The organism is Ramlibacter sp., assembly GCF_028291745.1.
GTDB lineage: Bacteria > Pseudomonadota > Gammaproteobacteria > Burkholderiales > Burkholderiaceae_C > Ramlibacter.
The window spans coordinates 1-15,749 of sequence record NZ_JAQGNQ010000130.1 but is presented as its reverse complement, the minus strand read 5'-3'; the positions used below and the strand labels follow the sequence as shown (position 1 = coordinate 15,749).

The 15,749-nt window shown below is 69.2% G+C and carries 16 protein-coding genes; 13 read left to right on the top strand and 3 right to left on the bottom strand.

Annotated elements, in window-relative coordinates:
* A partial coding sequence (locus JWP60_RS24570) for a serine/threonine-protein kinase (RefSeq protein WP_299797500.1) occupies positions 1 to 1,179 on the top strand: 1,179 nt, incomplete at its 5' end.
* Positions 1,180 to 1,198: 19 nt separating this feature from the next.
* Positions 1,199 to 2,287 (top strand): patatin-like phospholipase family protein, encoded by a 1,089-nt coding sequence (locus tag JWP60_RS24565; RefSeq protein ID WP_299797497.1) that lies wholly within the window; start codon positions 1,199 to 1,201, stop codon positions 2,285 to 2,287.
* Positions 2,288 to 2,387: 100 nt separating this feature from the next.
* On the opposite strand, the gene JWP60_RS24560 is transcribed toward JWP60_RS24565, so the two are convergent.
* Positions 2,388 to 3,524 (bottom strand): iron-containing alcohol dehydrogenase, encoded by a 1,137-nt coding sequence (locus tag JWP60_RS24560; RefSeq protein WP_299797495.1) that lies wholly within the window; start codon positions 3,522 to 3,524, stop codon positions 2,388 to 2,390.
* 111 nt (positions 3,525 to 3,635) lie between these two features.
* Here JWP60_RS24560 and JWP60_RS24555 point away from each other — a divergent pair, with 111 nt between their 5' ends.
* Genes JWP60_RS24555 through JWP60_RS24545 form a run of 3 tightly spaced genes read left to right on the top strand, consistent with a single transcriptional unit; the run spans position 3,636 to position 7,562 of the window.
* The gene (locus JWP60_RS24555; protein ID WP_299797492.1) at positions 3,636 to 4,547 is read left to right on the top strand and encodes an alpha/beta hydrolase; all 912 of its coding nucleotides are present in this window, start codon (positions 3,636 to 3,638) and stop codon (positions 4,545 to 4,547) included.
* A complete protein-coding gene (locus JWP60_RS24550) occupies positions 4,544 to 5,422 on the top strand; it encodes a YbgC/FadM family acyl-CoA thioesterase (RefSeq protein WP_299797489.1) in 879 nt (292 codons plus the stop codon). The genes JWP60_RS24555 and JWP60_RS24550 overlap by 4 nt, the downstream gene beginning before the upstream one ends.
* Positions 5,423 to 5,429: 7 nt before the next feature.
* Positions 5,430 to 7,562, top strand: coding sequence for an O-antigen ligase family protein (locus JWP60_RS24545; RefSeq protein WP_299797486.1), 2,133 nt, complete (start codon positions 5,430 to 5,432; stop codon positions 7,560 to 7,562).
* Between the two features lie 86 nt (positions 7,563 to 7,648).
* On the opposite strand, the gene JWP60_RS24540 is transcribed toward JWP60_RS24545, so the two are convergent.
* Positions 7,649 to 8,548 (bottom strand): folate-binding protein, encoded by a 900-nt coding sequence (locus JWP60_RS24540; RefSeq protein WP_299797483.1) that lies wholly within the window; start codon positions 8,546 to 8,548, stop codon positions 7,649 to 7,651.
* Between the two features lie 47 nt (positions 8,549 to 8,595).
* Here JWP60_RS24540 and mltG point away from each other — a divergent pair, with 47 nt between their 5' ends.
* From mltG to JWP60_RS24510, 6 genes are all read left to right on the top strand, one after another.
* Positions 8,596 to 9,591 (top strand): endolytic transglycosylase MltG, encoded by a 996-nt coding sequence (gene mltG, locus JWP60_RS24535; protein ID WP_299797481.1) that lies wholly within the window; start codon positions 8,596 to 8,598, stop codon positions 9,589 to 9,591.
* On the top strand, positions 9,588 to 10,232 hold the full coding sequence (gene tmk / locus JWP60_RS24530) for a dTMP kinase (RefSeq protein ID WP_299797480.1): 645 nt from the start codon (positions 9,588 to 9,590) through the stop codon (positions 10,230 to 10,232). Before mltG ends, tmk begins: the two co-directional genes overlap by 4 nt.
* On the top strand, positions 10,229 to 11,218 hold the full coding sequence (gene holB / locus JWP60_RS24525; RefSeq protein WP_299797478.1) for a DNA polymerase III subunit delta': 990 nt from the start codon (positions 10,229 to 10,231) through the stop codon (positions 11,216 to 11,218). The genes tmk and holB overlap by 4 nt, the downstream gene beginning before the upstream one ends.
* A 7-nt stretch (positions 11,219 to 11,225) precedes the next feature.
* A complete protein-coding gene (locus JWP60_RS24520) occupies positions 11,226 to 11,588 on the top strand; it encodes a PilZ domain-containing protein (protein WP_299797476.1) in 363 nt (120 codons plus the stop codon).
* A gap of 100 nt (positions 11,589 to 11,688) precedes the next feature.
* Positions 11,689 to 12,495, top strand: a complete 807-nt coding sequence (locus JWP60_RS24515; protein ID WP_299797473.1) for a TatD family hydrolase — start codon at positions 11,689 to 11,691, stop codon at positions 12,493 to 12,495.
* The gene (locus JWP60_RS24510) at positions 12,492 to 13,151 is read left to right on the top strand and encodes an ankyrin repeat domain-containing protein (RefSeq protein ID WP_299797471.1); all 660 of its coding nucleotides are present in this window, start codon (positions 12,492 to 12,494) and stop codon (positions 13,149 to 13,151) included. The genes JWP60_RS24515 and JWP60_RS24510 overlap by 4 nt, the downstream gene beginning before the upstream one ends.
* A gap of 35 nt (positions 13,152 to 13,186) precedes the next feature.
* Here JWP60_RS24510 and JWP60_RS24505 read toward each other — a convergent pair whose 3' ends face one another.
* A complete protein-coding gene (locus JWP60_RS24505; RefSeq protein WP_299797469.1) occupies positions 13,187 to 13,552 on the bottom strand; it encodes a hypothetical protein in 366 nt (121 codons plus the stop codon).
* Positions 13,553 to 14,290: 738 nt separating this feature from the next.
* On the opposite strand from JWP60_RS24505, the gene JWP60_RS24500 reads away from it, so the two are divergent.
* Both JWP60_RS24500 and JWP60_RS24495 read left to right on the top strand, forming a co-directional pair.
* Positions 14,291 to 14,740: a hypothetical protein gene (locus tag JWP60_RS24500; protein WP_299797466.1), complete on the top strand. Its 450-nt coding sequence runs from the start codon at positions 14,291 to 14,293 to the stop codon at positions 14,738 to 14,740.
* A gap of 509 nt (positions 14,741 to 15,249) precedes the next feature.
* Positions 15,250 to 15,567, top strand: coding sequence for a hypothetical protein (locus JWP60_RS24495; RefSeq protein WP_299797464.1), 318 nt, complete (start codon positions 15,250 to 15,252; stop codon positions 15,565 to 15,567).
* The last annotated feature ends 182 nt before the right edge of the window (positions 15,568 to 15,749 follow it).

Here is a 15,749-nt window from a genome sequence, read left to right as displayed (position 1 = left end):
CGCGCCCGGCGTGCTCGATCGCTTCAAGTTCTGGTGAATCCCTTGCGCGTGAATCCACCTCCCTTCAGCCACCTCGGGCGCTACCGCGTGGTGCGCGAGCTCGGTCGCGGCGCCATGGGCATCGTGTACCTGGCCGAAGACGAATCGCTGCAGCGGCAGGTCGCGATCAAGACGCTGCTGCTGCCCGAGGAGCAGTCGGCGGAGCGACGCCAGCTCGAGGCACGTTTCATCCAGGAGGCCAAGGCCGCCGGCGGGCTGAATCATCCCGGCATCATCACGATCCACGACTTCGGGCGCGAAGGCGACTGGCTGTACATCGCGATGGAGCTGCTGCAGGGGACCGAGCTGCGCGAACGCATGGCGCTCGGGCCGCTGCCGCTGGACGAGGCGCTCGATATCGCGGGCCAGGTGGCCTCGGCGCTGTCGGTGGCGCACGCACGCGGGGTGGTGCATCGCGACATCAAGCCCGGCAACATCATGCTGGTGGGCAACGGGCACGCGAAGATCATGGACTTCGGCATCGCCCGCATGAAGAGCTCGGACGTGCGCACGCAAAGCGGCACCATGATGGGCTCGCCCAAGTACATGTCGCCCGAGCAGGTGGGCGGCCATGCCGTGGACCATCGCAGCGACGTGTTCTCGCTCGGCTCGCTGCTGTACGAGATGGTGGCGGGCGTGCCGGCCTTCCAGGGAGACAACCTCGGACAGTTGCTCACGGCGATCCTGCACGCCACGCCGGCGCCGCCCGGCCAGTTCCGCCCGGGCATTCCGCCCGCCCTGGAAGCCGTCATCGCGCGGGCGATGCAGAAGAACTCGCAGGCGCGCTACCAGGACGCGGCCGACATGGCGCGCGAGCTGGCGCAGTGCCGCGCGGCCTTGCCACGGGCGCGCCCTGCGGTGGCGATCGGTGACGGCGAGTCCCCTGACACCGGGGATTCCTGGGGCGCGACGGCGACGGTGGCCACCGGGGCCGCCGCCCGCACCGCGGCCGCCGCGGCCGGCCTGCCGCTGTCGCCACGGTTCGACTCCAGCGAAGGCCTCAGCCAGCTGCGGGCTGGCCGCGGGTCGGACGCTGGCGATGTCGGGCGGCCGCTGCACCGCGACCTCCACAGGCTGGCCTGGATCGCCGCCTATGCGGTGGCCGCAACCGTTGCGCTGGCGCTGGCTTTCAGCGGATGAGCGGGTCCTAGAATGGGCGATGGCCGCATTGCGCATCTACGCCGGCCCGGAGGCCCGGCGCCACATCGAACGACAGGGACTCCAGGCCGCGGACGTGGGCATCGTTCCGGGCGCGGCGGGCGGACCGAAGGGCCTGATCCTCGGACCGCTCGATCGCTTCCTGTTCGGTGAATGGCTGCCGACCACCGATCACCCGGTGCACCTGGTCGGCGCCTCGATCGGCGCCTATCGCATGGCGGCCGCCTGCCTGCGCGATCCGGTGCAGGCCCTGCTGCGGCTGGAGCGCGACTACACCTCGCAGAACTACGAGCTGCCCGCGGGCAAGCGCCGGCCGAGCGCGGCGTACGTGTCGCAGCGGTTCCGCGAAGGGCTGGCCTCGTTCTACGACGGACGCGTGCCCGAGGTGCTGGCGCATCCGCGGTTTCGCCTGCACATCGTCACGACGCGCGGGCGCCATCTGCTGCGACGGGAGCATCGCGTCCGCACACCGGTGGGGTATCTCGGCGCCTTCCTGAGCAACACGCTGCACCGCAAGGCGATGGGTGCGTGGCTCGAGCGCGTGGTGTTCTCGGCCCCCGAGGAACAGCAGGTCTGTCCGCTGCCTTTCGGCACCGACGACTTCCCCACGCGGCAGGTGGCGCTGAGCGAAGCGAACTTCCACCAGGCGCTGCAGGCCAGTTGCTCGATCCCCTTCGTGCTGCAGGCGGTGCACGACATCCCGGGCGCGCCGCGCGGCGCGTACTGGGACGGCGGCATCACCGACTACCACCTGCACCTGAAATACGACTGCGGACCGGGACCGGGTCTGGTGCTCTATCCGCATTTCCAGAAGGCGATCGTGCCGGGCTGGCTGGACAAGGCGCTGAAATGGCGCCATCGCGCCACCGCGTTTCTCGACCGGATGATCGTGCTGGCACCGGACCCGGCGTGGATCCGTAGCCTGCCCAACGGCAAGCTGCCGGACCGCACGGACTTCATGCGCTATGGCCCGGACCTGCAGGGCCGCGTGCGCGCCTGGCAAGCCGCGGCTGCGGCGAGCGAGCAGCTGGCGCAGGAGTTCGCGGCGTGGCTGGAGCGGCCGGATCCGGCGCGGGTCGAGGCGTTGTGACTTCACTTGCTGGGGTGCGGCTTCGCGCGCAGCCCAGCCTACGATCGAGTCGCGCGCAGATCGCTCCCGGTAGGCTGGGCTGCGCGCAGCGCACCCCCGCTCAGAGCGACTCCTCCAGCATCCGCACGTAATCCTCCCGGCTCGCCTCCCGCGGATTCGTCTTGTGGCAGTGATCCGCCATCGCGCCATCGATGATCTTGTCGAACTGCGCGCGCTCCACGCCCACGGCCGCGAGGCCCGAGGGCAGGCCCAGCCGCGCGTTCAGCTCGCGGATCGCCTCCGGGATGTCGCTGCCGGAGCGCACGCCCATCGCCTGCGCCATGCGATCGAGCCGGCGGTCCTTCTGCACCGAGGGCGCCTGCGCATTGAAGCGCACCACCGCCGGCAGGAAGAGGGCGTTCAGCGTGCCGTGATGCAGGCGCGGATCGACCCCGCCCAGGCTGTGGCTCAGCGAATGCACGCAGCCCAGTCCTTTCTGGAAAGCCATGGCGCCTTGCATGGACGCGCTCATCAAGTTCAGGCGCGCCTCGCGGTCGCTGCCGTCGCGGGTGGCGCGTTCGATGTGCGACCAGCCGCGCTCGAGCCCGTCCAGCGCGATGCCGTCGGCCGGCGGATTGAAGGCCGCCGCCATGAAGGTCTCCATGCAATGCGCGATCGCATCCATGCCGGTGGCGGCGGTGAGCTTGGGCGGCAGGCCCATGGTCAATTCGGGGTCGCAGATCGCCGTCTTGGGCACCAGGTGCCAGGAATGGAAACCGAGCTTGCGGTGGTCGTCGACGATGATGATCGCCCCGCGCGCCACCTCGCTGCCGGTGCCGCTGGTGGTGGGCACGGCAATCAGCGGCGCAACCCGCTCGCTGATGCGCGCCGAGCCGCCCTCGATGGTCGCGTAGTGCGTGAGCGGTCCTTCGTGCGTGGCAAGGATCGCGACGCCCTTGGCGCAGTCGATCGCCGAGCCGCCGCCCACGGCCACCAGCCCGTCGCAGCCCTGCGCGCGGTAGATCGCGCTGGCCGCACGCACGGCTTCCTCGGTCGGATTCGAGGGCGTGCCATCGAACACCGCATACGGCAGGCCTTCGAGCGCGTCCAGCGCCTTCTGCAGCACGCCCGCTGCGCGCACGCCGGCGTCGGTCACCACCAGCGGACGCTTGATGCCCACGCGCTCGCATTCCTGCTTCAGCAGGCGGGTCGCGCCGAACTCGAACTGGATCTGGGTGACGTAGTAGATCAGGGACATGGCTGCCTGGCGGTCGCTTACGATGGAGAACTTCACTGTAAGCCAGCCGACCAGCGCGGCGCTGCCCTCCAGGTGACATTTCTTCCGCAGTTTCCCGAACTCACGCCTGCCATGCGTTCGGTCCTCGAGCGCATGGCCCGCGCGCAGCGGGTCCCGATGCACCACATGACCGCCCAGGAAGCGCGTGCCGCCTACGAGGCGGGCGCTGGCGTGCTGGAAGTCCCCAAGCCCGCGCTGGCACGCGTGCAGGACCTGCAGATTGCCACGCGCGATGGCAGCAGCATCCCGGCTCGCCTCTGCGCACCCTCGATGGAGCGGCTGCCCGTGCTGGTCTACTGCCACGGCGGCGGCTTCACCATCGGCAGCATCGCCTCGCATGACACGCTGACGCGCACGCTGGCGCAACTGGCCGGCTGCGCGGTGCTCTCGGTCGGCTACCGCCTCGCGCCCGAACACCGCTTTCCCACCGCCGTGAACGACGCGTGGGATGCCACGCAGTGGCTGCTGCGCGAAGGCGAGGCGCTCGGTGTCGATGCGACGCGGCTCGCGCTGGGCGGCGACAGCGCCGGCGGCACGCTGGCCACCGTGTGCGCGACGCTGGCGCGTGATGCGGGCATCGCGGTCGCACTGCAGTTGCTGTTCTATCCGGGTTGCGCGGGGTGGCCGCGCTCGCCCTCGCATGCGCGCTACGGCCAGGGGCTGGTGCTGGAACAGGCGCACATCGAATACTTCTTCCGCAACTACGTGGACGACGCGCAGCGGGACGACTGGCGCTTCTCGCCGCTCGAGACCCCCGACCTCGAAGGCGTCGCGCCGGCCTGGTTCGGCCTGGCCGAATGCGATCCGCTGGTCGACGACGCACTGGCCTACGGCGATAAACTGCGCGCTGCCGGCGTGGCGGTGGAGCTGGAAATCTACCGCGGCGTCACCCACGAATTCATCAAGATGGGCCGCGCCCTGCCCGAAGCCAGGCAGGCGCACGCGGATGCCGCCGCGGCCCTGACACGCGCCTTTCAGCCATGACCACGAGCACCCGCGAAGACTTCCGTTTCGGCCACCGCCTGCGGGTGCGCTGGGCCGAAGTGGACATGCAGAAGATCGTCTTCAATGCCCATTACCTGATGTACTTCGACACCGCGGTGGCGGACTACTGGCGGGCGCTCGCGATGCCCTATGAGGAAGCGATGCATCTGCTGGCCGGCGACATCTTCCTGAAGAAGGCCAGTGTCGAATTCCACGCCTCCGCCCACCTGGACGAGCGCCTCGACGTGGCGCTCAAGTGCGCGCGCATCGGCACCTCCTCGATGCTGTTCCAGGGCGCGATCTTTCGCGGCGAGCAGTTGCTCATCGCCAGCGAACTGGTCTACGTGTTTGCCGATCCGACGACGCAGACCTCGCGCCCCGTGCCGCCGGACTTGCGCGCGATGCTCACCGGTTTCGAGGCGGGCGAGCCCACGCTGCAGGTCAAGACCGGCAGCTGGGCCGAACTGGGCGAGGACGCGCGCCGCATCCGCACCGAGGTGTTCGTGCACGAGCAGGGCATCCCGGTGGAACTGGAATGGGACGAGGCCGACGCGCACGCCGTGCACGCGGTCGCGTACAACCGCCTCGGCCAGGCCGTGGCCACCGGGCGCCTGCTGCCCTCCGAGGGCGGCGTGGCCAAGATCGGCCGCATGGCGGTGCACCGGGTGCTGCGCGGCGGCGGCGTGGGCGAGCAGGTGCTGCGTGCGCTGGCGCTCCAGGCACAGCAGCGTGGCGACCGCGCCATCGAACTGCACGCGCAGCGCACCGCCCGCGGCTTCTATGCGCGCCTGGGTTTCCAGCAGCACGGCGATCCCTACGAGGAGGCCGGCATCCCGCACCTCACGATGACCAGCGCGCTGCCGCTGGCGCGCTGAAGCGGCGATGGCCCGCAGCAGCGAGCAGCCGCCGGTCGAAGCCAGCGCTGCAGCGGCGCTGGCGCTGACCATCTTCTGCGCGCCGGCGCTCGGCGTGCCCGGCGAGCTGATGCTGCAGGACACGCTCAAGTCCGCCCTCGTCGCCTTCGGTGCGCTGATCGCGGCGCTGCTGTTCCTGCGGGCGCAGCGCGGTCGCCAGGCGCCCTTGCTTTGGCACGACATGGTGTGCTTGCCGCTGCTGCTGATGGCGTACGCGCTCGGCAGCATGGCCTGGTCGCACCGCTACCTGGCCGGTGTGGAGGCGGTCCGCTGGTTCGTCTTTTCGCTGATCGCCTGGCTGGGACTCAACACTTTCACGCGCGATCGACTGCCGCTGCTGGCGGCGTGCATCCATGGCGGCGCCCTGGTCGCATCGCTGTGGGCGATGCTGCAGTTCTGGGGCGGGCTGCAACTGTTTCCGCAGGGGCCGCAGCCGGCCTCCACCTTCGTCAACCGCAATTTTTTTGCCGAGTTCGCCACGTGCACGCTGCCTTTCGGCTTGCTGCTGCTGGCGCGGGCGCGACACGGTGCAAGGGCGCTGGCTCTGGCGGTGAGCAGCGGGATCGTGATCACGGCGCTGCTGATGACGGGCACGCGCTCGGCGCTGGTGGCCTTGTGGCTGCAATTGCTGGTGGTGTTGCCGGCGATCGCGTGGCGCTGTCGCGCGCAGCTTGCGTTCTGCCAATGGCCGCGGTCGCTGCGCGCGCTGGCGCCGCTCGTGCTGTTCGGCACGGTGCTCGTGCTGGGAGCCATTCCGACCGGCAACGCGCGCATCCTGTCCGAAGGGCACGGGGCCACGGCGTTGCAGCGCGCGCTGCAGCGCACCGAGTCGATCGGGCCGCAGGACTATTCGCTCGGACTGCGTCTTCAGATGTGGGAGGCGACGGCACGCGCGATCCGGGCCGAGCCGATCATCGGGCTGGGCTCGGGCGCCTGGGAAGCGAAGGTCCCGTTGTACGAGCGCGCCGGCGCACAGATCGAGACCGACTACTACGTGCACAACGAGTTCCTGCAACTGGTCGCGGAGTACGGCCTCGCGGGCTGGGCTTTCCTGCTGTTGCTGGCCGCATATCTCCTGCAGGCGGCCTGGCGCACCTGGCGCGCGGCGGGTGAGGAGGCGGACGCCGATCGTCCCTGGCGCGCCGTCTTCCTGGCCAGCCTGCTGGCGCTGATGGTCGTCAGCAGCATCGGCTTTCCCTGGCGGCTGGCCAGCACCGGGGCGCTGTTCGCCCTGTGCCTGGGTGGGCTGGCGGCAACCGATGCACGACTCGCATGGGCTGGGGTGGCACGCGCGCGGCCGCTGCACTGGTCGCGCGGCCGCGCCGACGTGGCGCTCGCGGGCACCGCCGCCTGCCTGCTGCTGGCCGCCTTCATCACGCAGCGCGCGGCGGCCAGCGAAAGCCGGCTGGTGCAAGCGACCGAGATCGCGCTGGACATCAGTGCCTCGGGCCACCCGGAGGATCCGGCATTGGCCGGCGAGAAGGCGCGGATGCTGCAACTGGTGCGCGAGGGCATCGCGCTCAATCCGCACTACCGCAAGATCACGCCCATCGTCGCCGACGAACTGGCGCGCTGGGGCGACTGGCGCAATGCCACCTGGATCTGGGAAAGCGTGCTGGCCTCGCGGCCCTACATCGTCGCGATCCTGGCCAACGCGGCGCGCGGCCATTCAGCAATGGGCGATCAGCGCCAGGCCATGGTCTACCTGGAGCGCGCCCGCCGGCTGCAGCCGGATGCGCCGGCAGTGCGCTCGGTGGAGATCGTCGTGCTGGCGAGCAGCGGGCAGGAGCAGCGGGCGCGCGAGCTCGCGCGCCAGGCGATGCAGGCCGGCATCGTCGACTTCGACATCGTGAACGCCGCCTTCATCCTGGCGTGGCGGGCGCACGACTACGAACAGGCGCGGCAAGTGCTGCAGCAGCGCATGGCGCGCTGGCCGGAGAGCCGCGCGCGCGGCGAGGTGCAGATGGGGTTGATGGCGGCGGAGCAGGGGCGCCAACAGGAGGCGCTGGCGGCGTTCCGGCGCGGGCTGGCGCAGGCGCGGCCGCAGGAGCGCGGGCCGTTGCTGCAGATGTTGCCGCAATCGTTGCGCGGGCAACTATAGGCGTCGATGCTGGGGTGCGCTGCGCGCAGCCCAGCCTACAACTTGCCCTGTAGGCTGGGCTGCCGCAGGCACCCCAGCAACGGCGGCTAAATATCCGCGAGCAGCGGATAAGGCAGCGGCAAGAGCGCCAGCGGCGCGCCGCCCACCTGCAACCCGCCCGCCTGGGCAGCACTCAATTGCAGCGACACGATCGCGTCCCAGCCACCGCCCGGCGCGGCCGCGGCTTGCGCCACCACACCTGCCGGCTGTTCCGTCTCACCGGCCGGGAACACCTCCTGCCCCGCCGACAACGGCGCACCGGCATGGGCGATGAAGGCGCGGCGCTTGAGCGTGCCGCGGAACTGGCTGCGGGCCACGACCTCCTGGCCGGGATAGCAGCCCTTGCGGAAATTGACGCCGCCGACCGACTCGTAGTTCAGCATCTGCGGCACGAAGGCCTCGACCACGAGCGCGCTCAAGGTGGCAATACCGCTGCGCACTTCGCCCCATTGCCACAGCGCCGGATCGAGCGGCGCCCCCGCCGGCGCTGCCGCCGAGGCAGCACCGGCCCACAGTGCGCGCGCCTGGCCGTCGGCCGGATAGAGCTGCACCGCCTGGCCATCGCCCAGCGCCGCGAGCGTCCATGGCGCCGCACCCGCAGCCGGCACGGCATCCCCCGCCAGGCCATACAGCGCAAATTCCTCGCTCGCATCGGCCAGTTTCACCTTCGCCCGCAGCACGAACATGGACAAGCGCTTGAGCGTCGCGGCCAGAAGGTCGCGGCTGCACACCAGCAGGATCTCGTCCTCGCCGTGGCGCCACGCCACGAAGCTGGCCAGCATGCGGCCCTTGGCATTGCAGAACGCGGCCAGCCGCGCTTCGTCGGGACCGAGGAGGGCGAAATCCTGGGTCAGCTGGCCTTGCAGGAATGCGGCGGCGTCCGTGCCCTGAGCACGAATCACGCCCAGGTGAGGCAAGGGCGCCACGCCGTTAAGAAGTTGCGACATGGGGTGAATTATCATGGCCGCGACTTTCCACTGGACCAAGCAGGGACGTGCGCCGCTTTCTCAACGCTGTATTCAGGCTCGCCCTGCTGGGGGCACTGGCCGCCGCCGGCCTGGGCTGGTGGTGGCTGCACCAGCCGATGCGCCTGTCCGCGCCTTCGCTGGACCTCTCCATCGAGCCGCGCACGCTGCCGCGCGGCGTCGCCCAGGCCGTGCACGACGCCGGCGTGGCGGTCGACCCGCGGCTGCTCTATCTGTGGTTCCGGGTTTCGGGCCAGGGCCAGAAGATCAAGGCCGGCAGCTACGAGCTGGAGCGCGGCATCACGCCCGAGCGCCTGCTGGACAAGCTGGCGCGGGGCGAAGAGTCGCTGCGCGCGGTGACGCTGGTCGAGGGCTGGAACTGGCGCCAGGTGCGCGCGGCGCTGGCCCGCGCCGACCAGCTGCGGCCGCAAACCGCGCAGCTCTCGGATGCCGAACTCATGAAGCTGATCGGCCGGCCGGGCGTGCTGCCCGAGGGCCGCTTCTTCCCCGACACCTACACCTATTCCAAGGGCTCCAGCGACGTCAAGCTGCTGCAGCGGGCCTTGCGCGCGATGGACAAGCACCTGGCGCAGGCCTGGGCGCAGCGCAGCCCGGAAAGCATCCTGAAGACGCCCGACGAGACGCTGATCCTGGCCAGCATCGTCGAGAAGGAAACCGGCAAGGCGGCGGACCGCACGCTGGTGGCCGCGGTATTCCAGAACCGCCTGAAGGTTGGCATGCCGCTGCAGACCGATCCGACCGTGATCTACGGCATCGGCGAGCGCTTCGACGGCAACCTGCACAAGTCGGACCTGCTGGCCGACAGCCCCTACAACACGTACCTGCGCCCGGGCCTTCCGCCCACGCCCATCGCCATGCCGGGCAAGGCCTCGCTGCTGGCTGCCGTGCACCCGGCGCCCGGCAAGTTCCTGTACTTCGTGGCCAAGGGCGACGGCACCAGCCAGTTCAGCGAAACCCTGGGGGCGCACAACCAGGCGGTCAACAAGTACCAGCGCGGGCGATGAAACCCGGCCTGTTCATCAGCTTCGAAGGCATCGACGGTGCCGGCAAGACCACGCACATCGAGGCGCTGGCCGCGGCCTTGCAGGCGCAGGGCCGCACGGTGGTGCGCACGCGCGAACCGGGCGGCACGGCGCTGGCCGAACAGCTGCGCACCCTGGCCCTGCACGAGAAGATGGACTCGCTGACCGAGGCGCTGCTGATGTTTGCCGCCCGGCGCGACCATTTGCTGCAGGTGATCGAGCCGGCCCTGGCGCGCGGCGATGCCGTGCTGTGCGACCGCTTCACCGACGCCACCTTTGCCTACCAGGGGGCAGGGCGCGGCTTCGATCGCGACGTGCTGGCGACGCTGGAGCGTTGGGTGCAGGGCGTAGCCAGCCTGCCCGCCGGGACGCTGCGCCAGCCGGACGTGACCGTCTGGTTCGACCTCGATCCCGCGGTGGCCGCGCAGCGGCTCACGGTCGCGCGCACGCCGGACAAGTTCGAGTCGCAGCCGCGCGCCTTCTTCGCGCGCGTCGCCTCCGGTTATGCGCAGCGCGCCGCGGCCGATCCGCAGCGCTTCCTGCGCATCGCCGCCGACCAGCCCCGCGCGCAAGTCTGGCGCGAAGTCGAAAGCGGCCTGCGCGCCCGCGGGGTGCTGCAATGAACGCCCCCTGGATCCAGGCGCAATTGCGGCAGTTGCTGGCGCAGCGCGGTCATGCCTGGCTGCTGCACGGTCCCTCCGGGCTTGGGCAGTACACGCTGGCGACGTCGCTGGCCCAGGCCTGGCTGTGCGACCGGCCCACCCCCGACGGCGCCTGCGGCCAGTGCCACAGCTGCCACCAGGTGCAGGTGCGTGCCCATACCGATCTCGCAGTGCTGATGCCCGAGACCGAGATGATGGCGCGGGCCTGGCCGCTGGGCGAAAAAGCACAGGCCGAGATCGACGACAAGAAACGCAAGGCCAGCCGCGAGATCCGGGTCGAGGCGATGCGCGACGTCGTCGAATTCGCCCAGCGCACCAGCGGGCGCGGCCGCGGCAAGGTGGTGATGGTGTATCCCGCCGAGCGCATGAACAACATCACCGCCAACACGCTGCTGAAAACGCTGGAGGAACCACCGGGCGACGTCCGCTTCGTGCTGGCCACCGAAGCCGCGCACCAGTTGCTCCCCACGATCCGCAGCCGCTGCCTGGCCCATCCCCTCGCCTGGCCGACCGCCGAGGAGGCCGCCGCCTGGCTGCAGGAAGAAGGCGTGCCCGCGCCGGCCGCGCCGGCCCTGTTGCGCGCGGCGGGTGGCCGGCCGGAAGACGCCCTGCGCCTGCACGCTGCGGGCCTCGATGCGAAGACCTGGTCGCAATGGCCCAAGGCGCTGCTGCGCGGCGACCTGTCCCCGCTGGCCAACTGGAGTCCGGCGCAACTGGTCGAGTCGCTGCAGAAGCTTTGCCACGACCTGCTGGCGGTGCACGCGGGCGGGGCGCCGCGCTTCTTCGATGCCCAGGACCTGCCGCCGGCCGGCTCGCTGCCGGCCCTGACGGTGTGGTGGCGCGACCTGGGCGAGACTTCCCGCACGGTCGACCACCCGTTCAACCCCGGCCTGATGCTGGAAGACCTTGTGGCCCGGGCCCGGTCCGCCCTAAACTCGAAGGCCTGAGCGACCGATGAGCACACCCAGCCCGAACACCCCCCGACCGAGCGTCATCCAGCTGGCCATCAAGGAGAAGGCTGCGCTGTACGCCGCCTACATCCCGCTGTTTGCCGACGGTGGCGTGTTCATTCCCACGACGCGCGACTACAAGCTGGGTGACGACGTCTACGTGCTGCTCTCGCTGCCCGACGATCCGCAGCGCTATCCGGTGGCCGGCAAGGTCGCCTGGGTCACGCCGGCACGGGCCGCCGCCAATCGCACGCAAGGTGTCGGCGTGCGCTTTCCGGCGGACGACAAGTCCAAGCTGCTGAAGGTGAAGATCGAGGAAATCCTCGGCGGCCACCTGGCGTCCGAGCGCCCGACGCAGACGATCTGATCCTGCCCGCCTGGGCTCTGCCGCCCGGGCTTCTACAATCGACGGCTTCTCCTTCCGCGCGGGCCACCGGCCGCGCGGCGTTGCCGTTTTTGCATTGCCCATGTTCGTCGACTCCCACTGCCACCTGAGCTTTCCCGAGCTCGTCGCCCAGTTGCCCCAGATCCGCCAGGCCATGGCCGAGGCCCAGGTCGACCGCGCCCTTTGCATCTGCACCACGCTGGAGGAATTCGAGGACGTCCATGCGCTGGCCATGGGCTACGACAACTTCTGGGCGTCGGTCGGCGTGCACCCGGACAACGAGGGCATCGCCGAACCCACGGTCGACAAACTGCTGGAGCTGGCAGCGCGGCCGCGGGTGGTGGCAATCGGCGAGACCGGCCTGGACTACTACCAGATGGACGAGCGCAAGGGCGGCCGCAGCGTGGCCGACCTGGAGTGGCAGCGCGATCGCTTTCGCACGCACATCCGCGCGGCGCAGCAATGCGGCAAGCCCTTGATCATCCACACGCGTTCTTCGTCGGCGGACACCATCGCGATCCTGAAGGAAGAGGGCGAAGACGGCTCCGCGGCTGCGGCCGGCGGCGTCTTCCACTGCTTCACCGAGACGGCCGAAGTGGCGCGGGCCGCGCTGGACCTGGGCTTCCACATCTCCTTTTCCGGCATCCTCACCTTCAAGAGCGCGGCCGACCTGCGCGAGGTGGCCAAGTTCGTGCCGCTCGATCGGCTCCTGATCGAGACCGACAGCCCCTACCTGGCGCCCGTGCCCTATCGCGGCAAGACCAACAACCCGTCCTATGTGGGGTATGTGGCCAGGCAGGTGGCGGAACTGCGGGGCATGTCGGTCGAAGCGGTCGGCGCGGCGACCAGCCGCAACTTCGAGACACTGTTCAGCGGAGTGCAGGCGTGAGAAAGTCCATCAAGTTCATCGGCTATCTCGTTCTGGCGCTTGGCTTTTCGTTCGCGCATGCGGGTTCCTATGACGACTTCTTCGTGGCCATCAAGCGCGATGAAGGCGCGACCATCACCGACCTGCTCAAGCGCGGTTTCGACCCGAACACGATCGATCCTTCCGGCCGGCCGGGCCTGTTCATCGCCGTGCAAGACGGCTCGGTGAAGGCGGCCGAGGCGCTGATTGCCTGGCCCAAGACCAAGGTGGAATGGCGCAGCCCGAAGGACGAGAGCCCGCTGATGATCGCCGCCTTGAAGGGCCAGACGGAGCTGGTGCGCCGGCTGATCGCGCGCGATGCCGACGTCAACAAGCCGGGCTGGGCGCCTCTGCACTATGCGGCCACGGGCGGCCACCTGGACATCATGCAGATCCTGCTGGACGAGTACGCCTTCATCGATGCGCAGTCGCCGAACAAGACGACGCCGCTGATGATGGCGGCCAAATACGGCTCGACGGCCGCGGTGAAGCTGCTGCTGGAAGCGGGCGCCGATCCGACCATGCGCAACGAGCTGGGCCTGTCCGCCGTGGACTTCGCCTTGCAGTCGCAGCGCAAGGATGCGGCCGACCTCATCGCCGCCGCCATCCGCAAGGCGCAGCCCAAAGGCAAGTGGTGACAAGCACTTGCCGCCCAAACTTCATGTGCTGAGCGTCACTGCGCCTCGCACGCATTGATCAGTTGGACACCTGGCGACATGGTCGCGGTGTCGGTCATGCAGCGGGCCATGTCGGCGTAGTGGCCCTCGACCAGGACGCCCGGCGGGTTGTAGCGCAGCGTCGCACGGGCCTGCATGCCCGGCGCCGGCTCCCTCTGGCATTGGGCGCCGCGGCCGGCCATCGACTCGACCCGGCGGCAAAGCGCATCGTCCGGATAGGAGAACACGCGAATCACGTTGCCGGAGCCGTCGCGGTACACCAGGTGCTTGCCGGCCGAAGCGGTGGTGGTCGCTGTGGATGCGCAGCCGGCGGCGAGCACCGCCATGGCTGCGACGATGGAAAGTCGAACGATCAACTGCATGAAATCTCCCGCGTCTTCGCTACCGGTCCGTCCGGCAGTCGCCCAAGGTTTTACAGGGCTTTGGCCGTTTCGGGGGCTCAGGGTAACCGGGAGCGGTGTGGCGGGAGCCGCGGGCGGCATTGATCGCATGGGTCTCTGCTGCTGATCACTTTCCTATCGTATTTCATACGATGTGTATTATGTCAAATATACTTTGGACCTAGTAGAAATCCAGTTGCCCAGTTGGCGGACGGCAGCAAAGTTGACCATCTCTGGCTGACTGGCGTGCCGAAGTGAAATTGGCCAGCGCTGTCACCCGCCCAGGCTAGATCAACCACCTAGGACGTTGGGGCGCTGGTTGGATTGAATGCCGACGTCCAATGGAACGAGCGTCCATAGTGTTTACGACTTCATGTTTTCTGTTTTCGCCTCTATTTTCGCGATGAAGGCGCGCACCTTCCCTAGCGAACTTCCGGACACGTTCGTACCCGGTACGTCGCGGCGCGCTCCTACATGGCCGGGCCTTGCGCGAAGTTTCGCCATGCATGCGCAACTCGCAGGCCCGGCGGCGACCGAGCCTCGTCTGGCCAGAAGCACAGCCCTGCACGCGCGGTTGGTCCGCCGTACCCCCGTGTAAGCGTTCCTCCGACTTAAGGCATGCGAATCGGCGCACGCGCGTGCCGCACCCGGCCGATAAAGTAGGTTCCACGCGTGGCGCACATGGCGCCCGCGGTTAGTCACACAGTAGGAAGGACTCAGATGAAAGTGACCCACATTCTCTCGACCGTTGCCGCCGCGGCAGGACTTGCGTTCGGCGGCGCCGCGATGGCGCAAGGAGCGGGCGGACTCGGCATCTCCGGCAGCGGCACGGGCAGCAAGAGCGGAACCATCACCGCGCCCCTGGGCACCTCCGCCAACGGTTCCGGCACCGGCACCGGCTCCGGTGCGCTGGGCATCGGACCCTCGGGGATCACCGGCAACGGTTCGGGCAGCGGCTCCGGCTCCGGATCGCTGAGCGCCGCGGGCGTCAATGCCAGCGGTACGGGCAATGGTTCCGGCACCGGTACGCTGGGCGTCGGGCCGTCGGGCATCTCCGGCAACGGTTCGGGCAACGGCTCCGGCTCCGGTTCGCTGGGCGTGGGAGGAACGGGCATCTCGGGCAGCAGTTCGGGCAGCCTGTCGGGCAGCGGCACGCTTTTGACGCACTGATCGAGAGACCCGAGGCAGAACGGCCGGCGGGAAACCGCCGGCTTTTTTTTTTCAATTGAAGCGGCAGGCGCCCTGCTGCAAACAAGCAATTCGCTCCGGAACTGCGGGGTCGTTCACTGGCACGTCCCTCTATATGCCGCTGCGCGCCGTTCAAGTCCGACGTTAGACCTCACATGCAGACTCCGGGGGTGATTTCCGGCGCAGATGCACTCCTCGCCGAATGTGGCGGCGAGTGGCCCTACTTTCATGACGCAGACGTCCTCATGGGATGGGCGCTCTGCGACGGTGCAGCGGCTCGGATTTGTTTCGTGGTCCAGGCGCACCTGTTGCGACCACAACGCTCCAACTTCGGCTGGGCCTTGCAGCGCCCGCTGGCCGAGCGCGGTAAGAACGCGTAAGAATACCGCTGGGAGGGATGTGGACGGCTGGGTCCGCCCTTATCTGCATCGCAGGGTCCACCGGGATCAGGCTCTCGCCGCAACCGGCAAGGAACCGAAGGGAGTGCAATCATGAAATGCAAAGCCATCACAGCAGCCATCGCCACGACCACGCTACTTGCCACCGGAGCCATTGCGCAAGCGCTCGGGCTGGTCACGGTCAACGTCAGCAACGTGGCCAACAACATTGGCCAAGGCATCGGCGTGGATGCGGCCAAGGTCCCGGTCACCGTGCAGGTGCCGCTCGACGTGGCCACCAACGTGTGCGGCGTGACGGCCGCCGTGCTGGCGCCGCCCCCGGGCGGCACGGCGCAGTGCACGGCGACCAGGACGTCTCCCGCCCTGAACGAGGCCGCGCGGTCCCAGATGCCGCGCAGCACCCCGGGCTAGTGTCCTGACCCCGTGATAGGTGAGCAAAGCCGGCTGAGTTTTTACGACCGAGTCGGCGGTGGCCGTTCACTGAGCGCCCCCTATCCGGCGGAACTCGAGCCGGTTTGGCTCTCGGGCGGGCCTGCGCGTGCGCCCGATCGCGCCCCAGGCCGCCCTTTACTTCGCGAAGCGCAACTTGCCAT

Bases quoted from the DNA above. Each gene is read 5' to 3' on its own strand.
- JWP60_RS24565 (WP_299797497.1), top strand. From the start codon at position 1,199: ATGGCCGCATTGCGCATCTACGCCGGCCCGGAGGCCCGGCGCCACATC.
- JWP60_RS24560 (WP_299797495.1), bottom strand. From the start codon at position 3,524: ATGTCCCTGATCTACTACGTCACCCAGATCCAGTTCGAGTTCGGCGCG.
- JWP60_RS24555 (WP_299797492.1), top strand. From the start codon at position 3,636: ATGCGTTCGGTCCTCGAGCGCATGGCCCGCGCGCAGCGGGTCCCGATG.
- JWP60_RS24550 (WP_299797489.1), top strand. From the start codon at position 4,544: ATGACCACGAGCACCCGCGAAGACTTCCGTTTCGGCCACCGCCTGCGG.
- JWP60_RS24545 (WP_299797486.1), top strand. From the start codon at position 5,430: ATGGCCCGCAGCAGCGAGCAGCCGCCGGTCGAAGCCAGCGCTGCAGCG.
- JWP60_RS24540 (WP_299797483.1), bottom strand. From the start codon at position 8,548: ATGTCGCAACTTCTTAACGGCGTGGCGCCCTTGCCTCACCTGGGCGTG.
- tmk (WP_299797480.1), top strand. From the start codon at position 9,588: ATGAAACCCGGCCTGTTCATCAGCTTCGAAGGCATCGACGGTGCCGGC.
- holB (WP_299797478.1), top strand. From the start codon at position 10,229: ATGAACGCCCCCTGGATCCAGGCGCAATTGCGGCAGTTGCTGGCGCAG.
- JWP60_RS24520 (WP_299797476.1), top strand. From the start codon at position 11,226: ATGAGCACACCCAGCCCGAACACCCCCCGACCGAGCGTCATCCAGCTG.
- JWP60_RS24515 (WP_299797473.1), top strand. From the start codon at position 11,689: ATGTTCGTCGACTCCCACTGCCACCTGAGCTTTCCCGAGCTCGTCGCC.
- JWP60_RS24505 (WP_299797469.1), bottom strand. From the start codon at position 13,552: ATGCAGTTGATCGTTCGACTTTCCATCGTCGCAGCCATGGCGGTGCTC.
- JWP60_RS24500 (WP_299797466.1), top strand. From the start codon at position 14,291: ATGAAAGTGACCCACATTCTCTCGACCGTTGCCGCCGCGGCAGGACTT.
- JWP60_RS24495 (WP_299797464.1), top strand. From the start codon at position 15,250: ATGAAATGCAAAGCCATCACAGCAGCCATCGCCACGACCACGCTACTT.